Consider the following 24,410-nt stretch of genomic DNA (forward strand, 5'->3'; position numbering starts at 1 on the left):
TCTAGTTGGTTTGGTTTTGCGTTTTGTATTCAGCTGCTGATTTTGTGGTTTTTTCAGTTGCTGAACCTATCACGGTAATTACTGTACCTGGTACAATCCATTCATTTTGTACCAGGTACAAAACTGTTCATTTGTACCTGGTACAACCACTCAATCCTCCTACTGCTTTGCCACCTCAATCATAATCGCATCCCCTTGACCGCCTCCGCTGCAGATCGAGGCAATTCCGATGCCTCCGCCGCGGCGTTTCAGCTCGTATGCCAGGGTCAGGATGATACGCGCTCCACTTGCTCCAATCGGATGACCGAGGGCAACCGCTCCACCGTTTACGTTGACTTTTTCAGGATCCAGTCCGGCGATTTTCCCGCTGGTCAATGCAACCGCAGCAAATGCCTCGTTAATTTCAAACAGATCGATTTCTTCCAGTGATTTCCCGGTTTTCTTGAGAAGCTCATTGATGACCAGTCCCGGTGTTTGCGGGAAGTCTTTTGCTTCGACAGCAATCGCTGTGTGACCAAGGATCGTCGCTAGCGGCTGTTTTCCTTCTTTCATTGCTCTTTCTTCGCTCATCAATACCATGGCAGCCGCTCCGTCGTTGACTCCTGGTGCGTTTCCTGCCGTGATCGTCCCTTCTGAACCGAAGACAGGACCTAATTTAGCCAGCGCCTCGATGGACGTTTCTTTCCTTGGTGCTTCATCTTTATCGACGATGACAGGATTGCCTTTACGCTGTGGCACCTCAACGGCGACGATTTCTTCACCGAGTACGCCTTCTTCCGTTGCTTTCACTGCAAGCTGATGGCTTCTGAGTGACCATTGATCCTGTTCTTCCCTTGATAGTTCGAATTCTTTCGCTGTTTCGTTTCCGTACGTTCCCATGTGGACGTTGTTGAAGCTGCACGTCAGTCCGTCGTGAACCATCAGGTCCTTTACTTGTGAGTCGCCCATTTTGAATCCCCAGCGCGCTTTCGGCAGGATGTAAGGAGCGTTGGACATGGACTCCATTCCACCTGCCACGATCACTTCGCCGTCGCCTGCACGGATGATCTGGTCTCCCAGTGTGACGCTCCGCATTCCAGAAGCACACACTTTATTGATCGTTTCCGTTTTGACATTCCACGGTAATCCCGCATGGCGTGAGGCTTGACGTGAAGGGATTTGCCCCTGGCCGCCTTGTAAAACCGATCCTAGGATGACTTCTTCCACTTCTTCTCCGCTTACGCCTGCACGTTTCAACGCTTCCTTCACGGCGAATCCGCCAAGCTCTGAAGCTGTAAAACTGCTGAGACTTCCTCCAAATTTTCCAAAAGGCGTTCTAGCTCCATCTAAAATAACCGTTTTTCCCATCTCCATCGCTCTCCTTTATATGGGTTACATTCGACAAATTGTATACGCTTTCAATTAACATTAAAAAATTTTGACTGACTTTCGACTGAACGCTCGCTCAACTAATTCTCACAAGAGAAGGGACAATTTTTGTCCCCAATATATCTCTATTGTACTTCATATTGAGTGTGAGCGCACCCGATTTTTTAGAAAGTTTTTATTTTTCCATCAAATTTATTATTGTAGAAAAACAATAGGAGTGAAACGCAATAGAGGCTATTTTGTTTCACTCCTGAATGTTCACTTCAATTCATTATTGGATCAATAATATTCTTTTTAAGAAGCTGCCGGCTGATCCTTTTGATCGCCACAAACGGCTTTTTCCAGGATTTCTGCTACGTCCAGAGTCGAAACCGTTTCTTCCACTTCCTTCGCTTTCGTACCATCCGATAGCATCGTCAGGCAGTAAGGACAACCTGAGCTGATGACCGACGGACTGACAGCCAGTGCCTGCTCGGTACGGGAGACGTTGACGCGGTGACCTGCGTCTTCTTCCATCCACATCAGTCCTCCACCTGCTCCACAGCACATTCCTTTTTCTCGGTTACGTTCGATCTCAACCAATTTCACACCGGAAATCGATTTCAGGATTTCACGCGGTGGATCATACACTTCGTTATATCGGCCAAGGTAACAAGAGTCGTGGAAGGTGATCGTTTCGTTCACTTCGTATTGCGGTTTCAGGCGACCTTCCTGTACAAGCTGGTGCAGAAGTTCTGTATGGTGGTAGACCTCTGCTTCCAGACCGAAGTCCGGATACTCATTTTTAAAGATGTTGTACGCATGTGGATCGATCGTGACAATCTTCTTGATCTCATGCTTTTCGAATTCGGCGATGTTTTGACCGGCAAGCTCTTGGAATAAGAATTCATTTCCGAGACGTCGCGGTGTATCACCAGAGTTTTTCTCTTTATTTCCAAGGATCGCAAACTTCACTCCCGCTTCGTTCATCAGCTTGGCAAAGGATAGCGCAATCTTTTGGCTTCGGTTATCAAATGAACCCATGGATCCGACCCAGAATAGGAATTCGAAGTCTTCTCCGGCTTTTTTCATTTCTTTTACCGTAGGGATCGTGACGTCTTTTCTCGCTTCACGCCAATTTTCACGCTCTTTACGGTTCAGACCCCAAGGATTCCCCTGGCGCTCGATGTTTTGCATGGCGCGCTGTGCGTCTGCATCCATCTTTCCTTCCGTCAGTACGAGGTAACGGCGAAGGTCGATGATTTTATCTACGTGTTCGTTCATCACCGGACATTGGTCTTCACAGTTACGGCACGTTGTACATGCCCAGATTTCTTCTTCTGTGATGACATCCCCGATCAAGCTTGGGCTGTACGTAGCCCCTGCTGCCGCTTCTTCAGCCGCTTGAGTCGCACTTGCCATGGCAAGCTGGTTGCCTTTTGTGCCGTTGAATGCGAATGTCGGTACCCAAGGTTTCTTCTGTGTCACGACCGCTCCGTGATTTGTCAGGTTATCACGTAATTTTACGATCAGGTCCATTGGGGAAAGCATTTTCCCTGTACCTGTTGCCGGACACATATTAGTACAGCGACCACATTCCACACATGCGTAGAAATCGATCATTTGATGCTGTGTAAATTCTTCAATTTTCCCTACCCCGAAGCTTTCAGCTGATTCATCTTCAAAGTCGATCGGCTTCAGCTTTCCAGGGTTGTCTAAGCGATTAAAATAAACATTGGCAGGACCTGCGATTAAATGTGCGTGCTTGGATTGCGGCACATACACAAGGAAGGCCAATAAGAATAGTAAATGAATCCACCATGCCACATAGAAAATGGCGATGGAAGCCGTTTCTCCGATGCCTCCAAGAGCCCCTGCAATCAGTGACGCAATCGGCTCCGTCCAGGCAAGCTCTTCACCGTGCCAGATGATGCCCATTCCGTTCCCAACAAGGACGGAAAGCATTAATCCACCGATGAATAACAGAACGAGTCCTGATTTGAATCCTCTTTTTAAACGGACAAGCTTTTCCACATAGCGGCGATGGAATGCCCACACAACCGCGACAAGAATCATCAGTGTGACAATTTCCTGGAAGAATGTAAAACCAGGATATAAAGGACCAAGCGGCAGGTGACTGCCCGGTGCCAGTCCTTTCCAGATGAAGTCAATGGCCCCGAATTGGACCAGGATGAATCCATAGAAGAACATGACGTGGATCGCTCCACTTTTCTTATCCTTCAGAAGTTTCTTCTGTCCAAAGACATTGACCAGGATCTTCTGGAATCGCTCTTTGAATCGTTTGTCGAACTCTACTTTCTTCCCGAGCTTAATATATTCAATTCTCGTCTTTACTACATACACAAACAGACTCAGTGCATAAACGGTCACAAGAACAAATGCGACCCAATTGAGAATGAGTAACCCATTCATAGACAAACACTCCCCCTTCTTTGGTCCGTCGAACTTCCCCTTTGTTCAAACTTTTACAAACCAAATTAATATTCTGAATAGTTCATATCTCCATTATATTATGAATGAGCATTCAGTCAATGGTTTTTGTTAAGAAAAATGAAAACCTTTTCATGAACGGATATTCATTTTCTGAAAAGAAACAGGACTATTTGTCCCCGCCACAGGTTTCAAAAGCGCTTGTAAATGGGAAAAGAAGAAAGAATGCAATGTACATAAATTTCAGGACATACTAAAGATAATGCAAATGAGAGAGTGATTCTATGTGGTGGTTAATCCTGCTGATGATCGTTGCCGCAGTCATCGGATGGCTGATGATCGATTTTAAATTAGGAAGAAGTCATTTTATCCGGACGCGGACAAGAAGAGATTATGAGAAGCGAATGAGTGATATTCAACTGTTTTCAAGGGGACCCGAGCTTTTTGATCAAATGTTTAAAGAGATGAAAGAAGCCAAGTCCTCCATTCATGTTTTATTTTATATCGTACAGGATGACCATTTTGCCCTGAGGTTCTTGGAATTACTGAAAGGGAAGGCCCAAGAAGGGATCGAGGTTAGGCTTCTTATGGATCAGATCGGGAGTCATAACGTTCCTAAATCGAAGGTGAAGGAAATTCGGGATGCGGGTGTAGAGGTGGATTTCTGCCGCAGGGTGAAGCTTCCCTACCTGTTCTTTTCCTCCCAACAGCGGAATCACCGGAAGATCACTGTCATCGACGGCGTGATCGGTTATTTGGGCGGGTATAATATCGGGAAGGAATACATCGATGAAAACGATATTCCTGAGCTTTCTCCTTGGAGGGATTATCACCTCCGCCTTGAAGGGGAAGGCGTTCACGATCTACAGACAGAATTCTGTGTCGACTGGTTCCGAGCAACACGAAAGGATCTGAAGGACGAAGCAACGTATTTCCCAGATGCTGAAAAAGGAAGCATCCAGCATCAGATTTTCCCGACGGAAGGCATCAATATTGAGGACTTCTTTGGGAAATTCATCGATGAAGCACAAGTTGAAATTATCATCGGAACGCCGTACTTCATCCCCACCCCCAAATTAATGGATGCCCTATTGGGTGCATTAGACAGGGGTGTCACCGTCAAGATCATCATCCCAAACAATGCAGATCATATGCTGGTGAAGGAAGCGGCCTTTCCGTATTTCAGACCTCTGCTCGCAAAAGGAGCACAAGTGTATCAATTCATGAACGGTTTTTACCATGCCAAGGTGCTGGTCGTCGATGATCACTTCTGTGATATCGGAACGGCGAACTTTGATAAGAGAAGTTTTTTCATCAATTTTGAAATCAATAATCTAATTTTCGATAAAGGGTTCATTCAAACATTGAAAAAGGAAATGAAAAAAGACATGGAGGCATCCGATATGTTGAGCGAGAACGATCTTGCATCAGTCTCCCTCCTTACCCGTATAAAAGAGCGGATCGGGTCATCCATTTCGATCTTACTTTAGGGGGATGACACATGAAAGTCCGATTCGGATTCGTGGCGAACTCCCTCTCCTTATGGGACGCAAGCCCGGCCAAGACCATGACATACAAACGTTACACAGAGTTACCTAGAAATGAGCGCATGGATCGCCTGAAGGAAGTGACGGCGTTAAATCTGGAGCATACGAAGCGAATCCTCTATCTGTGTGCTGCTCATGAAATTAAACTGTACCGATTATCAAGCTCCCTCGTCCCCCTCGCCACCCATCCGGAAGTGGAATGGGATTTCTACTCTCCTTTTCAACATGAGTGGAAAGAGCTCGGTGATCAGATCAAGGAGTTCGGAATCCGATCGAGCTTTCATCCGAATCAGTTCACGTTGTTTACAAGTCCTAAGGAACATGTGACGGACAATGCCGTGAAGGATATGGTGTATCACTACAGGATGCTTGAGTATATGGGGATTGAAAAGAAGTCCGTCATCAATATTCATATCGGGGGCAGCTATGGGGATAAGGAAGCAACATTGGTCCGTTTCCATGAAAATTTGAAGAGTCTCCCGCTTGACGTGAAGGAAATCATGACATTGGAAAATGACGACAAGACGTATACCGTCAACGAAACGTTGGGTGTTTGCGAGAAAGAGGATATTCCCATGGTCCTCGACATTCATCATCACGAAGCGAACCCGGGTGATGTGCCTCTTGAAGATCAGCTTGAACGTATTTTTGCCACCTGGGACAGGAGAGATTTAGTTCCTAAAATCCATATCTCTTCTCCTAAATCGGAAAAGGCATTCCGTTCACATGCGGATTTGGTTGATCCGGAATTTGTGGAAGGCTTCTTCAAAACGCTGAAGAAAATGGATCAGGACGTTGATTTTATGGTGGAAGCGAAGCATAAAGATCAGGCCATGCTGCAACTGATTGAAGACCTCTCTTCTATTAGGGGGGTAAAGCGGATTAGTGGGGGTACGCTTGAATGGTCGTAAAAAAGATGGACACGTGGTGTCCATCTTTTTTGTTTGGAAGCTGCGGCTTCTCTTATGTACGGATTATTTGAACACAGACTCAATCCAGGGCTGGATCGCCATAAAGGCTTTAAACCCAAGGTAAATGCCCACAATTCCGGCAATTCCGGCCAGGGCTGGTGGTGCCGGTATCGGCAGCTTGAACAATGCAAAAATAAACCCTACCAAAAATCCGGTGACAATCGCTAAAACGACCGTTTTCATACCATTCTCCTCCTACAATCATCTACCATTATTATACGTTAAACCGTGAGAAATATAAGAAAAAAAGGTCCATCCTGTGAGGGACGGACCTTTAAGATGAATTTACATTTTTTCAGGGGCTGCTACACCAATCAAGGCAAGAGCGTTTTGCAACGTAACACGTACCACTTTCACTAAAGCGAGACGAGCTGTCGTCAGCTCACGATTTTCCTCATCAAGAACTTTGTTGGCATTGTAGAAGCTGTGGAAAGCAGATGCCAGATCATTGATGTAGTTCGCTACACGGTGAGGCGTGCGCTTCTCTGCTGCATCAGCGATCATTTGTGGGAATTCACCCAGCTTTTTCAATAAGTCGACTTCTTTTTCTGTACCGATCAGATTTAAGTCGATCTTGTCTTCAGACGCCAGTCCCTGTTCTTCTGCCTGACGCAGGATGCTGCAAATACGCGCATGAGCATATTGAGCGTAGTACACAGGATTTTCGTTGGATTGTGATACGGCTAAGTCCAGGTCAAAGTCCATATGCGTGTCAGCACTTCTCATGGCAAAGAAATAACGGACCGCATCAAGGCCAACCTCTTCCACCAGCTCACGTAACGTAACGGCTTTCCCTGTACGCTTACTCATCTTCATTTTTTCACCATTTTTATAAAGGTGAACAAGTTGAATCACTTCAACTTCCAGTTTGTCACGGTTAAAGCCGAGTGCTTCAATGGCTGCTTTCATACGAGGGATGTATCCGTGATGGTCCGCACCCCAAATATTGATCAACACATCATGTCCACGCTCAAATTTATCCTGGTGATAGGAAATATCCGGAGTCAGGTACGTGTAAGTGCCGTCATTCTTGATGAGAACGCGGTCTTTGTCATCTCCAAGCTCTGTGGAACGGAACCAGGTAGCACCGTCTTCTTCGTATACGTGACCGTTGTCTCTCAATGTTTTCAATGCTGCATCGATTTTCCCATTTTCATAAAGGGATGTTTCAGAGTACCAGACATTGAATGGAACACGGAACATTTCAAGGTCGTTTTGAAGCTTGGCCATTTCAATCTTCAGGCCGTATTCACGGAAAAACTTGTAACGCTCTTCATCACTTACTTCCGCATACTTGGAGCCGAATTCTTCCGCCAATTTCTTTCCGATTTCAATGATGTCCGCACCGTGATACCCGTCTTCAGGCATCGCTTTGTCTTGTCCAAGCGCTTGGAAATAGCGGGCTTCTACTGAAATTGCCAGGTTATGGATCTGATTTCCGGCATCATTGATATAGTATTCACGGGTTACGTTATAACCTGCTTTTTCAAGGACGTTACATAGGGAATCGCCGACAGCCGCTCCACGGGCATGACCAAGGTGAAGATCTCCAGTAGGATTGGCAGAAACGAACTCGACGTTTACTCTTTCGCCGTTTCCAGCATCTGATTGACCGTATTCCTGATCTTGATCGAGAATCAACGGGATCAAGTCTGTTAAGTATTCGTTGTTCATGTAGAAATTGATGAAACCGGGTCCTGCAATCTCCATTTTTTCAATGGAAGCTTTGGACTGGTCAAAGTTTGCAACAATGTCATCGGCAATCATACGCGGAGCTTTTTTCGCTACGCGTGCAAGCTGCATCGCCATATTCGTTGAATAATCACCGTGTGACTTTTCCTTCGGTGTTTCAAGAATCACATCCGGGATCTGATCCTCTGTTGCGAGTCCTGCTTTCAGAACCGCTGCTTTGATTTCGGCTTTCAGGTTTTCTTGTACTTTTTCGACGATATTCATATCCCTATGCTTCCTCCTTATAGTGAATGGACATAACATAATCCCCAACCGGGCTGTCCTGCATCTTTAACTCGTATGAAAGGTTGAAGTTCCCTTCAAGCTTCGAGTCACTCTGTGTATGTGAAAGTGTGTTCGTTTTAGTTGTAAGTAAGAGGGTACCGAGCTGGCTCTCGTAAGATCCGTTCTGTTCCTCGAGTTCGTTGAAGGCCATTCTCATTTTGACTGCACCGCTTCTGAGAATGAGGGCCTGTCGATCTGTGACTTTGACAATCGTATGAGTGGTCCCTTCCTCTTGCACCTCATCGTACTTTAGAAAAATGGCATCCCCTTTTTCATAGTATCGACCAAATGATACCAATTCAAAAGAGTCACTTTCCTCTCCTATTGTGATCTTGGTTTTCAAGTGAACTTTGACAGGTGTAGAATCCGCTTTTGCCGTCAAACCACTCACATCCTTTTCTTTTTAGGGTCCGATCAAGTGATGGGTCCGTCCCTCGAATGGACGTCCCTTCCTTCTAACTAATTAAGTATAAGAAGTATTGGGGGAAATTGCAATGGAACAGGGTGAGTTTTCATTTTTTGGAGGGAATGTAAGCGGATTTATGGGAAAGAGCCTCGACTTCATAGAAGGCAAGGCTCTTTCTAGATCTCTATTTTTTTATGAGGCCGTCCCGTTTCATTTGGTTCACTTGATCAGTGAATGTGGTTTCGAGACTTTTATAGGTCATCCCGAGCTCCCCGATGCTTTTCTTTGTTTCAAATCTGACCGGGTATCCGACGTTTTTGCTCACATATGGTCTTGTGAGGCCCACTGTGGGAGCGATCAGCCAGATGAGAGGCTTAGGAACGACCCTGGTCGGAAGGGGATACTCATTAGGGAAGTTCTTTTCAATCAGCTTCGCGATTTCGATGAACGTGATTTCCCCGCCTGAAAGGATGTAGCGTCCTTTGGCTTCAGGGGTGAATGCTGCGAGCATATGGGCTTTCGCGATGTCCCTCACGTCCACTACTCCTGTTGCGAGATCTGGCACCCCGGTCTTAAAGCCGCCGGTCAGAAACGATAGAATCGTAGATGTGCTTGTCGAGTCCGTCCGTTTTGTCAGGGCAGGACCCATGACAAAGGAAGGATTAATGGTAACAAGATCCCAGCGGTCCTGATCTTTCATCATCTTCCATGCTTCTTTTTCTGCCACAGTTTTAGAGTAATTGTAAGGCTGATGATCCGTTGAGCTTGTCGTATTCCAATCCTCTTCTGTGAAATGTGGCTTCCCTTTCATATCGATGTGGTCCCCGAAGATCGCCACGACGCTGCTGGTCAGGACGACACGCTTGACGGACTCTGCCTTATTTACTGAGGTTAACACGTTTTGCGTTCCTTTTTTTGCCGGCTCCACCAGTTCTTTTTCAGGGTCTTTGATGCCGTTGATGAGAAAGGGTGACGCGGTATGGAAAACGTACTCCGAGCCATCGACGGCTTGATCGAAGCTGCCTTCCTTTAAAAGGTCTGCTTCGTAAATGGTCAATGTTCCTGGAGTCGAATATTCAATGTCTTTTAGATGCTGGTATTTTTCTTCTTTTTGCAGGCTGCGGACGGTCGTTCTCACGTCGTGACCTTGTTCGAGCAATTCTTTCACGAGCCAGGAGGCTACAAAACCTGTTCCGCCGGTTACAAGCACGGTTGATGGATTCATATGATCATCCTTCTTTCTTTTTTATACAAGAGGTCCGTCCCTCTAGTTGGTTTATATGTTTAAAACTTTAAACATATAGTATAAAAGAAAAGCCCTTTCTGTCAATTAGAAAGGGCTTTTAATGGTTATTATTTCACCCAACCAAGAAGCATTTCACGGATCAGCTTACTGGCCGTATTCGCTGTTTGCTCAGATGGATCATAGATTGGCGCTACTTCCACAAGGTCTGCTCCTACGACATTGACGTCAGAATGAGCAATTGCATGGATGGATGCCAGTAATTCCTTCGAAGTGATTCCACCGCAATCCACAGTTCCTGTACCAGGCGCGTGGGCAGGGTCCAATACGTCAATATCGATCGTCACATAGACAGGACGTCCTGCAAGCTGAGGAAGGATCTCCTTCAATGGCTCAAGCACTTCGAATTTCGAAATGTGCATGCCGTTTTCTTTCGCCCATTGGAATTCTTCTTTCATTCCGGAACGGATCCCGAATGAATAAACGTTCTTCGGTCCGATATGCTCAGCGATCTTACGGATCGGAGTCGAGTGGGATAACGGTTCCCCTTCGTATTCTTCACGAAGATCCGTGTGAGCGTCCATATGGATGATCGCAAGGTCCGGATATTTCTTCGCGATGGCTTTCATAACCGGCCATGAAACCAGGTGCTCCCCACCCATTCCGAATGGGATCTTCCCATCTCCAAGCAGGCCGTCGATATAATCTTCAATCATATCAATGCTTCGCTGCGGGTTTCCGAATGGAAGCGGAATGTCACCGGCGTCATAATACTTCACTTCTTCAAGCTCGCGGTCGAGGTACGCACTGTATTCTTCCAGACCGATCGACACTTCGCGGATACGGGCAGGACCGAAACGGGAACCCGGACGGTAGCTCACTGTCCAATCCATCGGCATCCCGTAAAGGACTACCTGGCTATCCTCATAAGAAGGATGACTCTTAATAAACACATTACCTGAATAAGCCTCATCAAAACGCATATTCTTCAACCTCTCTATTAGAGGGACGGACCTTGGTTCAGGCCCGTCCCTCCTTGATATTATAGGATTTCACCTTAAAATTTGAGGTCCGTCCCTCAAACTTATTTTGTCAGGTCTTTAACGAATTTAGGCAGCGCGAATGCTGCATTGTGCAGTTCCGGTGTGTAGTATTTGGTTTCGATGTCGTGAAAACGCTCTTCCGGTACTTCAATCGGGTCGTGCTTTTTGGAACCGATCGTGAATGCCCATAGGCCGCTTGGGTATGTCGGGATATTTGCTGTGTACAGGCGAGTGATCGGGAAGATTTCCTTCACGTCGCTTTGTACCTGGCGGATAAGGTCTGCCTTGAACCATGGGTTGTCACATTGGGCAACGAAGATTCCGTCTTCTTTCAATGCTTTCGAGATTCCTGCGTAGAATCCTTTTGTAAACAGGTTTACTGCTGGTCCAACCGGCTCAGTGGAATCAACCATGATAACGTCATATTCGTTTTCACTTTTCGCGATGTGCATGAAGCCATCGTCCACTTGTACATCCACGCGCTCGTTTTCTAGTTCTCCGGCGATCTCCGGAAGATACTTCTTCGAGTACTCGATCACTTTTCCGTCGATTTCAACAAGAACCGCTTTCTTCACGCTTGGGTGCTTCAATACTTCACGGATGACGCCACCGTCTCCGCCGCCGACAACCAATACCTTCTCAGGGTTAGGATGCGTGAATAATGGAACATGCGCAACCATTTCATGATAAACGAACTCATCCTTCTGGCTCGTCATGACCATCCCGTCAAGGAACAGCATATTGCCCCACTCTTCTGTTTCAGCCATTTCAAGATATTGAAAATCCGTTTGCTCTGTATGTAAAGTCTTCTTGATTTTCATCGTGATCCCGAAGTTTTCTGTTTGTTTCTCTGTGTACCAAAGTCCACTCATTGTTTCAACTTCCCTTCTTGTTTTCATTTTTTTATCGTTTTTTCCAGCAGAGGTCAATCTTCGCTGTCAAAATCATATACCACTAGTTTGAGTTTTCACACATTCATATCAGGACAAAGTTAAGCAAAAGCCTGACAGAACGGGCTTTACTCCTATTTATAAAAACATCCGCAAAGGACGTCATTTTTATCCTTCCCTATCATGATAAATACAAACATGAGAAAAAGTATAGTGGAATCTAGTAAAATTTCAAGTGAAATTTTTTCTAAACCTTTGAGGTTTAAAATCTCGTAAATCTTTTCATACTAATACTACACGTTAATCAGTATAAACGAGTTGACCAATATAAAAAAATCCAAGGTCCGTCCCTCAATGTTGGCGGACCTCTGTAGGGAAAGTAGGGAGAGGTATGGAACTGATGGCTCGAATGGAGAAGTCAAAGAAATATGCGAGATTTGTAGTGGTCGGGGTGCTCTCGATGACGGTCCTTTTTTTGATCGGAATCATGGGGATATTGATTTACGCCAAGGTCCAGGGGCCCCCGCCCCTTGCCGTTCCTCAATCTACTTTGATCTACAGTGAGGACGGATCCGTCATAGGAGAAACGAATACAGGCGAGAAGCGCTACTGGGTGGGACTTAAAGACATTTCCCCTGCCCTTATTGAAGCGACCATCTCCATTGAAGACAAAAGCTTCTACCAGCACTATGGATTTGACCTGAAGCGGATGGCAGGGGCCGCCCTAGCCGACGTCAAAGCCATGTCCAAGGTGCAGGGAGCCAGTACCATTTCACAGCAATACGCTCGCAATCTATTTCTTTCACATGATAAAACGTGGAAGAGAAAGATTTCGGAGGCTCTCTACACGATCCGGATCGAAATGAACTACTCCAAGAAAGACATTCTAGAAGGCTACTTAAATACCATCTATTATGGTCACGGCGCATATGGGGTCCAGGCAGCCAGTCAGTTTTATTTCGGAAAGGATGCAAATCAATTGTCCGTTTCGGAAGCGGCCATGCTCGCCGGGATTCCGAAAGCACCGTCCTACTATTCACCTGTAACCCACATCGATAATGCCAAGAAGCGACAGGAACTCATCCTAACATCCATGTCCAAGGACGGTTTCATATCTAAAGAACAAGAAGCCGTTTCCAAATCGGCACAGATTCGCATTATAGGGGAGCATGCCCATCAAAAGACGGAAATCGCACCGTACTTTCAAGATGTGGTAAGAAGCATCCTGCGTTCCGATTTAGGCATTGAAGAACGTACCATCGAGATGGGCGGATTGAAGGTTTACACGACCCTCAACCCCGATCATCAAAAAGTCGCCGAGAAAGTCGTGAAGGAACAGATTTCAGACCAATCTGATATCCAGCTTGGATTCGTTTCCATGAATCCGAAAAATGGGAATGTGACGGCTCTGGTCGGGGGAAGGAATTACGAGGAAAGTCCATTTAACCGGGCTGTGCAGGCGATCCGCCAGCCTGGATCGACCATCAAGCCGCTTCTCTACTATTCTGCTTTAAAGCAGGGGTTTACGCCGTCCACCACGATGAAGAGCGAATTGACGTCCTTCACGTTCGATGACGGGAAAACGTACACCCCTCATAATTACAATAATAAATACGCAGATGATGACATCACGTTGGCACAGGCGATCGCCCTGTCCGATAACGTTTACGCCGTAAAGACCCACCTCTTCATTGGCCAGGACACCTTGACCAAGACGGCAAAAGAGAAATTCGGGTTAACGACGAAAGTGAAGAAATACCCGTCATCGGCACTCGGGACATCCGGTGCAAGAGTCATCGATATGGTCAACGCCTACAGCATCTTTGCCAACGGCGGCTACAAGGTAAAGCCCGTCTTCATCACGAAAGTGGAAGATTGGTCCGGCAACGTCATCTACGAACATAAATCGAAAAAAGAACAGGTACTCGACCCCGACCTCACCTACGTCATGACCCATATGCTGTCGGGGATATTCGATCCGAAGCTCAATGATTACTCGACCGTCACAGGGATCCAGATCCGCAAAGACGCCACCCGTCCCTACGCAGGGAAATCAGGCACCACCAATACAGACAACTGGATGATCGGCTACTCTCCTCAACTGACAGCGGGTGTGTGGACGGGATACGACAAAGAAAAAGAAATTTCCTTGGTCGATGATAAGTACTATGCCAAGAAAATTTGGGTACACTTCATGGAAGAAGCCCTGAAGGATGAACCCGTCAAACACTTCAAACCAACAAAAGGTGTCGTGGGAGTTGCCGTGAACCCACACAACGGTCTGCTCGCCACGAAAGACTGCCCGGTGCAGCGGTTCACCTACTTCGTGAAAGGTACCGAACCGACGGAATACTGTCATGAACATTTAGGGGAAAAAGAAGCTCCGAAAGAAAAGGTGCAAGAGAAAGAGAAGAAGTCTTGGTATGAGAAAGTGAAGGATTGGATTTTTTAACCGAAAAGCGGAGGCGGCTTGGGTAGGCCCGACAAGCATAAGGCGAGAACGTCAGAAAGGCGTTCTTTGCCTTTTTGGCGTTCTTGACTTATGACCTCGAGGGACTAGCCGCCGGAGCTGGACAACTTGAAAAGCGGAGGCGGCTTGGGTAGGCCCGACAAGCATAAGGCGAGAACGCCGGAAAGGCGCTCTTTGCCTTTTTGGCGTTCTTGACTTATGACCTCGAGCCTCTAGCCGCCGGAGCTGGACAATTCGAAAAGCGGAAGATCAAATTTTGGCACAAGTTTAGCCGAGAGTGGCACGAGTTTAGCCTGAAGTGGCACAAGTCTCCCGAAAAGTAGCACAACGACGCACCTTTTGCCGCAAGTTTACCAAAAAGCGCCGCAACCAGGCCTAAAACTGCAGCAACAAACCTGAAAAGTACCGCAACTTCGGCCCAATCTGCCGCAACAATCCCAATTCACGTCCCCAATTCCAGCTGTATACCATCAAAACACAAAGAAAAACCCCGGGTTTGTGCGAACCCGGGGTCTTTCATGTCCTAGTTTATGTGCAAACTGTGATTTAAGTGTACTTTTTTTCTTACCAGAGGGCAAGATGTGAACGACATATTCAAACAAATGTCACAGTTTGTTCACAAAAGGATTTCTTTATTTTTTTAACGCTTTCTTCAGTTCATCTTTGGAACGTTCCCACATGCCTGCATCATGATTTTTCAGGAAGTCTGTCAAAATGCCTTTTGACTTGTCGTCCAGTTGATCGAGGACAATTTTGCGCTTGATGGATTTATCCATATTGTTCACATGTTCAGGCATGGACTTGTAGCCTCTTCGCTTCTCACGGTTCACGACCAGTTCACAGGCCGTTACGCCTGCATAGTACGGGCCGTCTTCCATGCGGTCGATGGTCACCCAGATCAACCAGTACGGCTTACCGCCAGCCGAGTCTTCCCGGTTGTTCGTGAATTTGATTCCTTTTTCCATCGGGCTTCTCGCATGCATGGCTCCGACTTGAATGGTCGCTTCCCCTTCTTCGACATCGATCATGACAGGCGAAACATTATCAAGGCTCAATGACCCTACTCCGTAACCGCCGTGCCCGTCTGTGGGATCACTTTTGATGATATTGAATCCTATGTTCTTTTTCTTTTCCATGTAACGTCACTCCTCTAGCTAAAGATTGAAAATATCGTCTTGAATATCGTACTGAATGCCTGGTTCGTCGCGGTCATGCCGCCTTGCAACAATGGCCAGATCGTATATTCATCCAGCGGGGTGATGACAATGATCAAAAAGAGTAATACACCGTATTGCTCATATTGGGTCAATTTCGCCCTGATATGATTCGGGGCCAGATCCTCAATGATCCGGTACCCATCCAGGGGAGGGAATGGCAGTAAATTAAATACGAACAGCAATACATTCAAGTAAACGATCATCTGCAGAAGGTCAATGATAAACGGAGGCACACCGACACCACCCGTCACTACAACAAAAAAGTAAAATAATCCGAATGCCAAAAATGCCAGCAGGAAATTGCTTAAGGGGCCGGCAACGGAAACGAGCACTCCCGCCAGGCGCGGATTTTTAAATCTGTTTCTCATGACCGGCACAGGGCGCGCCCATCCAAATCCTGCAATCAATATTAAAAGGGTCCCAAACGGGTCCAAATGTTGAATCGGGTTTAATGTGAGTCTTCCATGATCCTTCGCTGTCGTATCCCCGAATTTATATGCCACAAAGGCGTGGGCGAACTCATGGACGGTAAAGGCCATGACGAGAGAGATCACGACAAACGGAAGGTCCTCCAAACGGAAGACGGAAATCGACTCAAAAAGTGAGCTTATTGTATCCAAAGTATGTACTCCTTTAAAAAATGTTTTACTTCCTTATTCCATAGTATACAGAAAAATTCCTGCATTCATGACAATTCCTGTTTTCATCATACCAAACTTGCTCTCTGACTCCCTACCCATTACATTTAAATAGTGGACAGAATCGTACGAGCCTACCACAGATTGTACCAAATCCAAACCCTAGGAGCGAATCATAATGCCTTATATCACCGTAAAAATGCTCGAAGGCCGTTCTGAAGAACAAAAGCGTGCCCTCGTGGAAAAAGTAACAGAAGCTGTCAGTGAAACAACCGGTGCACCTGAAGAGAAAATCGTGGTGTTCATCGAGGAAATGACGAAAGGTCACTATGCCGTCGGAGGCAAGAGACTCAGCGATCAATAACATGCTTGAAAGCCTGCCGATCAGGCAGGCACCACTATACCAACAGTAGCCCTCACACGAAACTCTACACTTATATGAATTTACTCTTCTTTGTTATTGAATAAAAACTCCATTCATCCGCCTTTAGAAAAAATGGGTACCTTTTGCATCTGAAGAATACGATATACCATACACGTATGGAAAGGATGGAGTGAAATGGACTTTCAGATCGGCGATGTCATCATCCAGTTGTTCATGATGGCTTTCCTTTTAGCCATAGTGGTAGTTGCTTTTGTGATGGCGAAAGGGTTACGTAATCGAAGAATCCAGCAGCGAAAACAAGACAAACAAATCGAAGAAAAGCTTGATCGGATCATTGAAAGAATGGATCAGACTCCAAAATAATGTTAGAAGGGGATCGCCCCAAAACAGGCGATCCCCTTTCCTATCATATAAGAACGTTCTCTACTGAACGATTTTTTTCGTTTTCAATCCTTCGATGTACGTGAAGGCTTCGTCGATTTCTTCTTCTGTATATTTCTGCTTACTCTTGAGAGTGAATACTTTTTCCACGACTTCTTCTTTTGGAAGGTTATCAAAATATAAGACGGTTGAAACCAGTTCAAGAAAGCGTGCTGATTGAACGTTCATATCCGTGAGGCAATCCTTTAAGTTAGGCATTTCCTTCTCATAAATCTGCAGGAAGTCTTCCCCTTCTTTCGTGACGGTGTAACGGTATTGGTAGTACCCGCCCTTTTTCTCTTTCACTTCCGAGATAAATCCCATATTGCAGAGTTCCTCGACCCGAAGCGTCAATTCTTCCGAATACGGTCCATAAAAATGAAATTGAAATTTTTCCTGAAACGGGAATTCAAGCTTCTTGGCGATGAATATCATCTTTTGAAGCTTCTTCCTTCCCACCACTTCACCCGAGGCTAAGAAGGCACTCATCAGTTTGGCATGATCTTTCAACAATGTACGTCATCTCCTACTCCTAGTATTGCATATTTTAGATCCTCTTTGCCTGCGTCGTTTACAGCTCCAAGATCTTCCTTATCTGTCTCTTAATATTCTTCTTTGTTGATTCGTCATATAGTAAATCCACTGGATAGTATAATTTATGGTCGGTCCGTCGCTTTCCGGAAATGGAATCCACGATGTCCGACTGTCTGGACAATTCGCGCAGCTCCTCATTCTTCATTAACAGATGAATCGGGAGCCGTTCCTCTTCCTCGCCTGGTCTGTAGAAATCGTATGGAAGGTCTGAAGATGAATCCACCACAAGGTAATAATCGGGATCGATTCCCGCTTTTTTAAAAAGGGCTTCGAGCTCACTGTGCTTCTTGTATTCCTTCGCAGGATCGAACTCCACGTACTTAAACAAGTTCCGGTTCATGAACCGCTCGCACAGGTCCCGCAAAATCGGGTCTTCTTCTTCCTGCCAAATTTGAAAATAATACATGATGACCGCTTCATCCAGCTTTAAATAGTCCTGAAGCGACACTTCTCCTTCAAAAAGGGAGTAGAAATGGATCGGGCTTTGCTTGAAGGAGTAAAACTCTTCATGAAGCTCCTTCGCCCTATGTAGAATCTTCGTCAGGATCACTTCTGCACTTCTCGTCACGGGATGGAAATACACCTGCCAGTACATCTGATAACGGCTCATGATGTAGTCTTCCACAGCATGCATCCCGCTTTGCTTGATGACGACCTGATCCTCACGGGGCCTCATGACACGAAGAATCCTCTCCATGTCGAAATGACCGTAGCTTACTCCTGTAAAATAGGCATCACGCTGCAAATAATCCATTCGGTCGGCGTCGATCTGGCTTGAAATCAGGCTCACGACCAACTTGTTGCTGTACGTCTTCGCAATCACTTCCGCCACATGCTTCGGAAAATCCGGCTCCACTTTGCTCAGCACTGCATTCACTTCGGTATCCCCGAGAATGATCGCTTGGGTGAAGTGTTCGTGATCGAGGTGAAACACCTTTTCAAAGGAGTGGGAAAACGGTCCGTGGCCGAGATCATGCAATAACGCGGCACAAAGGGATAATAATCGCTCATCCTGGTTCCACTCGGGTCTCCCTGCGAAGACATCGTCCACGATTCGGCGAATGATTTCATACACGCCAAGAGAATGGTTGAACCGGCTATGCTCTGCACCATGAAAGGTCAGGTAGGTGGTGCCGAGCTGCCTGATCCTGCGGAGTCGCTGGAATTCTTTTGTCCCGATCAAATCCCAAATCACACGATCCCTTACATGAACATACCGGTGAACAGGGTCTTTAAATACTTTTTCTTCATGTAATTTCTGCTTGGCATACTCCATCTTCTACCCTCTTCCTAAACTAGCATATTTCTATTATAGCGACTTACGTACTGGTCTTCATCTCGAATTTTGTCGAAAAAAATAGGTATTTGGCCTTTGATTGATCAACCACAAGCGTTCCAAATCCTTCAAAAAAAGTTGGCCGCTTGACAAAAAACCTCTCCTATTTTAATTCTCTACCCCTTAACCAGTTTCCTTTTCTGTGATGGTGCAAACCTACATTTTTTTAAAGAAAAGAAAAAACTCCCTGATTGGAAGTTTTCCTTTATTTCTTTATTTTCTTCATTACTTTTTCCATGAGTTCTTCCTCAGTCAACGCCGCTACAGGACGATTATTCACAAAAGCGAATGTCTTCTTGCGCCCTGGACCACAATAAGATTGGCACGCAATGTCGATCGGTGCATCCGGGTCAATTTCTTTCAATTTTGGAATCAAGGTCTTTAAATTAACGGCCTGACAATCATCGCAAACACGAAATTCGTTTGCCATCTGTCCACAACCCTTTCTATCTATTGAAATGGATTTTATTCATCGTAAACATCGATTTATAGAATACAGTTTTCTGTCATGTTTTGCAAGAACACATCGTTTCCAGCTCGTGCTAATCCCACTGATACAACGAAACTAGCAGACAGAAAATAATTTTAGCATATTCGTATAAAAACGGTGAAAATGGTCCATCCTTTAATCAACGAATACTTTAAGAAAACTTTGGGAGTTGAGATGAAATGATGATGAAAACAAGACAGGATGCCTGGACAGAAGAAAACGATCTATTATTAGCCGAAACGGTTTTACGCCATGTACGTGAAGGCAGCACACAATTAAATGCCTTTGAAGAAGTCGGAGACAAGCTGAACCGCACATCCGCTGCATGTGGATTCCGCTGGAACGCCGTCGTTCGCCACCAGTACGAGAAAGCTCTTCAACTAGCAAAAAAACAACGCAAGCAGCGCCACCGCATTCTCGGAAAAGATCAAGGCGGCAAGAAAAAATTGCTGTATCAGCCACCAACACCTTCCATTGAAGATTTAGATGCTATGTCTCTATCAATGTCTGAAGCCGAAGAAGAAATGGAATTCGCCGATTACGAAAACTACGTACCGGCAACAGAACAGCTGGGGAAAGAAACCGAAGAAGCGCCGCAGAATTTTGAAGTGGAAGCAAGCGAGGAGCAAGTCTTCGTCACACAACAGGCACCTGCCGCTAACCATATAGTAAAGCCATCCGGATTAAAAGGGGAAGTGACACTCGAAAAAGTCATTGCCTTCCTTCAGAATCTGGCACAGACCAACATGAACTCAGACTATGTAAAAATCGAAAACCAACGATTAAGGCAGGAAATTTCCGATATCCGCAAGGAAAATGCCGAGCTTGAAAAGAAAGTCAAAGCCCTTGAGAATAATTCCGTCACGATGCAGGAAGACTACGAAACACTTATGCAAATCATGAACCGTGCCAGAAAGCTTGTCGTATTCGATGAAGACGAGTCAAAGGCACCCCGTTTTAAGATGGACCGAAACGGCAATTTAGAAAAAGTGGCTGAATAGAGGGATTCCCAACCAGTGCGCCTGTGGGCGTGCTGGTTTTTTATTGGGATTGGTGAATGGATATAGAATCTTTTTCTACAAAACTTAAAGTTTGTCCATTTTGGTTCAAAACAGTTACCTAAAACCTATTTTAACTGTATATTAGATGCTTTAGAACGGAGTTTTGGTTCATGGAGGGGCTAGTATAAACGGCGATTGCGTCATTTTAATTTTTATTGCGTCAAAATCCGGGGTAATTGCGTCAATTCTGAATTTATTGCGTCGAAATCAACCATGATTGCGTCATTATTTTATTTATTGCGCTTTTTACCATTTTCACCCAATAAAAAACGGACCCCGATACAAACCGAAGTCCAACTCTCCCAATCTATCCCAACACTTTCTCATTCCGATCAACAACCCGTTGATAATAGTTCTCGTACATCCCATACTCTTCCCCTTGAAGAGCACTGCTGTAAAATTCACCACTGAACCCCTTCAACGATTGCAGGAAGCGGAGCATCACGTCTTGAATCGAGAATTCGACTCCAAGTAGCTCCGATAGAGATGCCATCACATCGGGTTCAATAACAGGAAACGTAAACTTCGTCTCCCCATCCTTCAACCCGGTCTCATAAAATCGCTGGATCAGCTTTGCCCGTTCAGAACCGCTTCCGCCCACACAGAGGTACACCTGAACAGCTACCCCGTTCCGGATTCTCCGCTGGGAGATCCCTGCGAACTTCTGGTCATTGATACTGAGATCATAGCTGCCTGGACAGTAAGACTGTGTGATCTCCTTCGCTTCGATCTCCACATCGAAATCCTTGAACATTTCCTGAACGAGTAACCACATGGCATCATAGCCACGGTTAATGTCTATCCCCTTTTCAGAATCCGGGAACACCAATGATAGGTTCAGTACCCCTTCATCCAATACTACTGCTAACCCACCTGAGTTTCGTACAATATATTGATAGCCTGCCTCTTCCAATCCCTTTAAGGCATCAGAAAGGAACGGCAGCTTCGTATCTTGAATACCTAATACAACCGTTTGATGATGGACCCACGAGCGTGCCGTCGGGTCAGACTGACCTGCTCCAATTGCCGTACATAATGTATCATCCATGGCAAACGACTGCAGGGCCCCAAACATCGGTCCTAAACTTGATTGATCAATCACTCTCCATCGGTCTTGACGAAGCAGTGCATACGCTTTTTCCTTATCCATAACGCTTCTCCTTCACTGACAACATGCGAGCTCATTATACCATATGAAAGGGGGTTGCTGAAAAAGAGGTTGGACAATCCAAGGGTTCGCTTCTGGTTTGCTTGTTAAAATCTAAGTTTTTTTAACAGTTGAATATCCCTCACTCTTTACCTGTCAAAAATAAAAACTCCAACAGGCAAACAAAAAACCGGACCCCTATAAGGACCCGGTCATACACATCATATACCTTACAGCGCCTGAGCAGCCGTAATCAATGCAAGCTTATACACGTCTTCTTCGTTACAACCGCGTGAAAGATCGTTCACAGGTGCGTTCAATCCTTGAAGGATCGGGCCTACTGCTTCGAAGTTTCCTAGGCGTTGGGCAATTTTGTATCCGATGTTTCCTGCTTCAAGGCTTGGGAATACGAAAACGTTGGCATTACCTTGAATGTCGGCATCAGGTGCTTTTTTCTCTGCAACCGATGGAACGAAGGCAGCGTCGAATTGGAATTCTCCGTCAACAGTCAGTTCAGGTGCTTTTTCTTTTGCGACAGAAACAGCTTCCACCACTTTTTCCGTTTCAGGTGATTTTGCCGAGCCTTTTGTAGAGAAGCTCAACATCGCAACGCGTGGGTCGATGTCGAACATTTCAGCTGTTTTCGCACTTTCAATCGCGATTTCTGCAAGATCCTGGCTGTCAGGTGAAATGTTGATGGCACAGTCTGCGAATACATACTTCTCGTCTTCACGTACCATGATGAAGACACCAGACGTTTTGCGGACACCTTCTTTTGTTTTGATGATCTGGAGGGCAGGGCGAACCGTATCCGCCGTTGAATGGGCTGCTCCGCTTACAAGACCGTGTGCTTGTCCTGTGTAAACAAGCATCGTTCCGAAGTAGTTTCCGTCCAACAGGATTTTCTTCGCATCTTCTTCTGTCGCCTTTCCTTTACGACGCTCTACGAATGCTTTTACAAGCTCGTCCATACCAGGGAAAGAAGCAGGGTCTACGACGTCACATCCGTCAAGCTTTACACCAATCTTGTCAGCTTGTGCGTTTACCTCGTCTACGTTTCCAACAACGATCGGCGTCAGGATGCCGTCGCTTGCCAGACGGGATGCAGCAGTAAGAATACGCTCATCCGTTCCTTCAGGGAAAACGATTTTTAACTCTTTGCCTTTTACTTTATCTGTTAATGTGGTAAATAAGTTGCTCAATAGAGGAACCTCCTTGATTTATACATATCCAATCTTAGAATACTCTTCTCATATAGGAATTCAAGGAAAAGGAGAAATGTTATCGGTTTCACACTAAAAGTCTTTGTATTCTAACAATTCCTTTTCTGCTTTACCCGTTCTTTCATACTCATAAGCATGCTACCTAGGATAGTGTGTTCCAGAAATCCCCCTGTTATCCACGATTTGTGCCATTTTAGCGACATCGGGTTTTGTTATCTTCCTCTAAGGTCAAACTATGATATAGTAAAGTTGGAAATAGTACTTTAAGGAGTGATTACGTTGGCAGAACCGGCACAAACATTAGATGGTTGGTATTCCCTGCATGATTTTCGCGCGATGGACTGGACTTCATGGAAGATGCTTCCGAGTGAAGAAAGAGCTTCGGCGATTTCAGAATTCCACCGTTTCTTAGATGGATTAAACAGTACACAGGATGCGAAAGAAGGAAGTCATGCCCTCTACACGATTGTTGGGCAAAAGGCGGACTTCATGCTAATGATCCTTCGTCCGACAATGGAGGAATTAAATGAGCTTGAAACAGAATTCAACAAGCTGAAAATTGCTGAATTCACGATTCCGACATTCTCTTATGTTTCTGTAGTGGAACTTGGCAACTACATGCCTTCAGAAGGCGACCCTTACGAGAATCCATATGTACAGGAGCGTATCTACCCAATCCTACCGAAAGCGAACCACATCTGCTTCTACCCAATGGACAAGCGCCGCCAGGGCAATGATAACTGGTACATGCTGCCGATGGAAGAACGTCGTGACATGATGAGAAGTCATGGGATGATTGGCCGCCAGTACGCAGGAAAAGTGAAACAAATCATCACGGGATCCGTTGGTTTTGACGATTATGAGTGGGGTGTCACTCTATTCGCTGATGATGTGCTTCAATTCAAAAAGCTTGTATACGAAATGCGTTTTGATGAAGTAAGTGCGCGCTTCGGAGAATTCGGTGCCTTCTACGTAGGAAACTTGTTGAAAGAAGAAGCGATCGAAAAATTCCTTCATGTGAATTAATTATAAATAGAACGACAAGCTGCCTACAGCTTGTCGTTTTTTATTTTTAAAAGGCTATTTCCCTCGTAAACATTGCTTTTTATTGTAGCGAGAGGTGGTTGATTTCCGCTCCAGGTACTCGCTTTCCGCGGGGCTGGCGGTGAGCCTCCTCGGGCTTCGCCCTGTGGGGTCTCAAGATCCAGCTCTGGCGGCTAGGCCCTCGAGGTCATAAGCTAAATGGGCCAAGAAGGCAAAATACGCCTTCCCAGCCCATTCATCTTATGCTTGTCGGGCCTGAGCAAGCCACCTCCGCTTTTCGTTCTGTCCAGCGTATCCCGCAGGAGTCGAGTACCTTCCGCTCCAATCAACTGTCCAAGCATAAATGCTTCAGTGTTACCGTGTAAATGTAATAATTATACAATCAAGTCATTTTCTTGGACGCAGGATCGATTATAGCTACTATACTATTGATCTTTATTATTACTGGTTTTTTATTAACCATTTAGCTCT

General features: G+C 45.6%; 22 protein-coding genes. 7 read left to right on the forward strand and 15 right to left on the reverse strand.

Features of this window, described 5'->3' with window-relative positions; genetic code table 11:
• Positions 1–159: 159 nt before the first annotated feature.
• Both LCL96_RS18750 and LCL96_RS18755 read right to left on the reverse strand, forming a co-directional pair.
• The gene (locus LCL96_RS18750; RefSeq protein ID WP_224944033.1) at positions 160–1,347 is read right to left on the reverse strand and encodes an acetyl-CoA C-acetyltransferase; all 1,188 of its coding nucleotides are present in this window, start codon (positions 1,345–1,347) and stop codon (positions 160–162) included.
• A gap of 315 nt (positions 1,348–1,662) precedes the next feature.
• The gene (locus LCL96_RS18755) at positions 1,663–3,780 is read right to left on the reverse strand and encodes a 4Fe-4S dicluster domain-containing protein (RefSeq protein ID WP_224944035.1); all 2,118 of its coding nucleotides are present in this window, start codon (positions 3,778–3,780) and stop codon (positions 1,663–1,665) included.
• A gap of 302 nt (positions 3,781–4,082) precedes the next feature.
• On the opposite strand from LCL96_RS18755, the gene cls reads away from it, so the two are divergent.
• Both cls and uvsE read left to right on the forward strand, forming a co-directional pair.
• Complete coding sequence (gene cls, locus LCL96_RS18760) at positions 4,083–5,288, forward strand: cardiolipin synthase (protein WP_224944037.1); 1,206 nt, start codon at positions 4,083–4,085, stop codon at positions 5,286–5,288.
• Positions 5,289–5,299: 11 nt separating this feature from the next.
• Entirely contained in the window at positions 5,300–6,256 is a 957-nt protein-coding gene (gene uvsE / locus LCL96_RS18765) for a UV DNA damage repair endonuclease UvsE (RefSeq protein ID WP_224944039.1), read from the forward strand.
• A 63-nt stretch (positions 6,257–6,319) separates the two neighbouring features.
• Here uvsE and LCL96_RS18770 read toward each other — a convergent pair whose 3' ends face one another.
• The 6 genes from LCL96_RS18770 to speE form a co-directional block, all read right to left on the reverse strand.
• Complete coding sequence (locus LCL96_RS18770; RefSeq protein WP_032086963.1) at positions 6,320–6,499, reverse strand: XapX domain-containing protein; 180 nt, start codon at positions 6,497–6,499, stop codon at positions 6,320–6,322.
• Between the two features lie 102 nt (positions 6,500–6,601).
• Positions 6,602–8,272, reverse strand: a complete 1,671-nt coding sequence (argS, locus tag LCL96_RS18775) for an arginine--tRNA ligase (RefSeq protein ID WP_224944041.1) — start codon at positions 8,270–8,272, stop codon at positions 6,602–6,604.
• A 4-nt stretch (positions 8,273–8,276) separates the two neighbouring features.
• Positions 8,277–8,714 (reverse strand): DUF1934 domain-containing protein, encoded by a 438-nt coding sequence (locus LCL96_RS18780; RefSeq protein WP_224944043.1) that lies wholly within the window; start codon positions 8,712–8,714, stop codon positions 8,277–8,279.
• Between the two features lie 208 nt (positions 8,715–8,922).
• Complete coding sequence (locus tag LCL96_RS18785; RefSeq protein WP_224944046.1) at positions 8,923–9,963, reverse strand: SDR family oxidoreductase; 1,041 nt, start codon at positions 9,961–9,963, stop codon at positions 8,923–8,925.
• A gap of 128 nt (positions 9,964–10,091) precedes the next feature.
• A complete protein-coding gene (gene speB, locus LCL96_RS18790; RefSeq protein ID WP_034765069.1) occupies positions 10,092–10,964 on the reverse strand; it encodes an agmatinase in 873 nt (290 codons plus the stop codon).
• Positions 10,965–11,065: 101 nt separating this feature from the next.
• Positions 11,066–11,896, reverse strand: a complete 831-nt coding sequence (gene speE / locus LCL96_RS18795) for a spermidine synthase (protein WP_224944055.1) — start codon at positions 11,894–11,896, stop codon at positions 11,066–11,068.
• 409 nt (positions 11,897–12,305) lie between these two features.
• Here speE and LCL96_RS18800 point away from each other — a divergent pair, with 409 nt between their 5' ends.
• The gene (locus LCL96_RS18800; protein WP_224944058.1) at positions 12,306–14,366 is read left to right on the forward strand and encodes a transglycosylase domain-containing protein; all 2,061 of its coding nucleotides are present in this window, start codon (positions 12,306–12,308) and stop codon (positions 14,364–14,366) included.
• A gap of 650 nt (positions 14,367–15,016) precedes the next feature.
• Here LCL96_RS18800 and LCL96_RS18805 read toward each other — a convergent pair.
• On the reverse strand, positions 15,017–15,520 hold the full coding sequence (locus tag LCL96_RS18805; protein ID WP_224944060.1) for a YwhD family protein: 504 nt from the start codon (positions 15,518–15,520) through the stop codon (positions 15,017–15,019).
• Between the two features lie 14 nt (positions 15,521–15,534).
• A complete protein-coding gene (locus tag LCL96_RS18810) occupies positions 15,535–16,140 on the reverse strand; it encodes a site-2 protease family protein (RefSeq protein WP_224944516.1) in 606 nt (201 codons plus the stop codon).
• Between the two features lie 277 nt (positions 16,141–16,417).
• Between LCL96_RS18810 and LCL96_RS18815 the strand changes: the two genes are divergently transcribed.
• Together LCL96_RS18815 and LCL96_RS18820 are read left to right on the forward strand one after the other, a co-directional pair.
• Entirely contained in the window at positions 16,418–16,603 is a 186-nt protein-coding gene (locus tag LCL96_RS18815; protein WP_034765056.1) for a 2-hydroxymuconate tautomerase, read from the forward strand.
• Between the two features lie 195 nt (positions 16,604–16,798).
• Positions 16,799–16,987 (forward strand): Vpu, encoded by a 189-nt coding sequence (locus LCL96_RS18820; RefSeq protein WP_224944062.1) that lies wholly within the window; start codon positions 16,799–16,801, stop codon positions 16,985–16,987.
• Positions 16,988–17,047: 60 nt separating this feature from the next.
• Here the strand turns inward: LCL96_RS18820 and LCL96_RS18825 are convergent, their stop codons facing one another.
• The 3 genes from LCL96_RS18825 to LCL96_RS18835 all read right to left on the reverse strand — a co-directional run bounded on the left by LCL96_RS18825 (position 17,048) and on the right by LCL96_RS18835 (position 19,404).
• A complete protein-coding gene (locus LCL96_RS18825; protein ID WP_224944064.1) occupies positions 17,048–17,557 on the reverse strand; it encodes a YwgA family protein in 510 nt (169 codons plus the stop codon).
• A gap of 58 nt (positions 17,558–17,615) precedes the next feature.
• A complete protein-coding gene (locus LCL96_RS18830; RefSeq protein WP_224944065.1) occupies positions 17,616–18,914 on the reverse strand; it encodes an HD domain-containing protein in 1,299 nt (432 codons plus the stop codon).
• A 265-nt stretch (positions 18,915–19,179) separates the two neighbouring features.
• On the reverse strand, positions 19,180–19,404 hold the full coding sequence (locus tag LCL96_RS18835; RefSeq protein ID WP_224944066.1) for a DUF1450 domain-containing protein: 225 nt from the start codon (positions 19,402–19,404) through the stop codon (positions 19,180–19,182).
• A 245-nt stretch (positions 19,405–19,649) separates the two neighbouring features.
• Here LCL96_RS18835 and LCL96_RS18840 point away from each other — a divergent pair, with 245 nt between their 5' ends.
• Positions 19,650–20,465, forward strand: a complete 816-nt coding sequence (locus LCL96_RS18840) for an RsfA family transcriptional regulator (RefSeq protein ID WP_318246446.1) — start codon at positions 19,650–19,652, stop codon at positions 20,463–20,465.
• Positions 20,466–20,832: 367 nt separating this feature from the next.
• Here the strand turns inward: LCL96_RS18840 and LCL96_RS18845 are convergent, their stop codons facing one another.
• On the reverse strand, positions 20,833–21,675 hold the full coding sequence (locus LCL96_RS18845) for a biotin/lipoate A/B protein ligase family protein (protein ID WP_224944067.1): 843 nt from the start codon (positions 21,673–21,675) through the stop codon (positions 20,833–20,835).
• A 227-nt stretch (positions 21,676–21,902) separates the two neighbouring features.
• Entirely contained in the window at positions 21,903–22,874 is a 972-nt protein-coding gene (gene pta / locus LCL96_RS18850) for a phosphate acetyltransferase (RefSeq protein WP_224944068.1), read from the reverse strand.
• A 300-nt stretch (positions 22,875–23,174) separates the two neighbouring features.
• Between pta and hemQ the strand changes: the two genes are divergently transcribed.
• Positions 23,175–23,921: a hydrogen peroxide-dependent heme synthase gene (hemQ, locus tag LCL96_RS18855; protein ID WP_224944071.1), complete on the forward strand. Its 747-nt coding sequence runs from the start codon at positions 23,175–23,177 to the stop codon at positions 23,919–23,921.
• Positions 23,922–24,410 lie beyond the last annotated feature (489 nt).

The organism is Rossellomorea aquimaris (assembly GCF_020172085.1).
GTDB classification, from domain to species: Bacteria; Bacillota; Bacilli; order Bacillales; family Bacillaceae_B; genus Rossellomorea; species Rossellomorea aquimaris_E.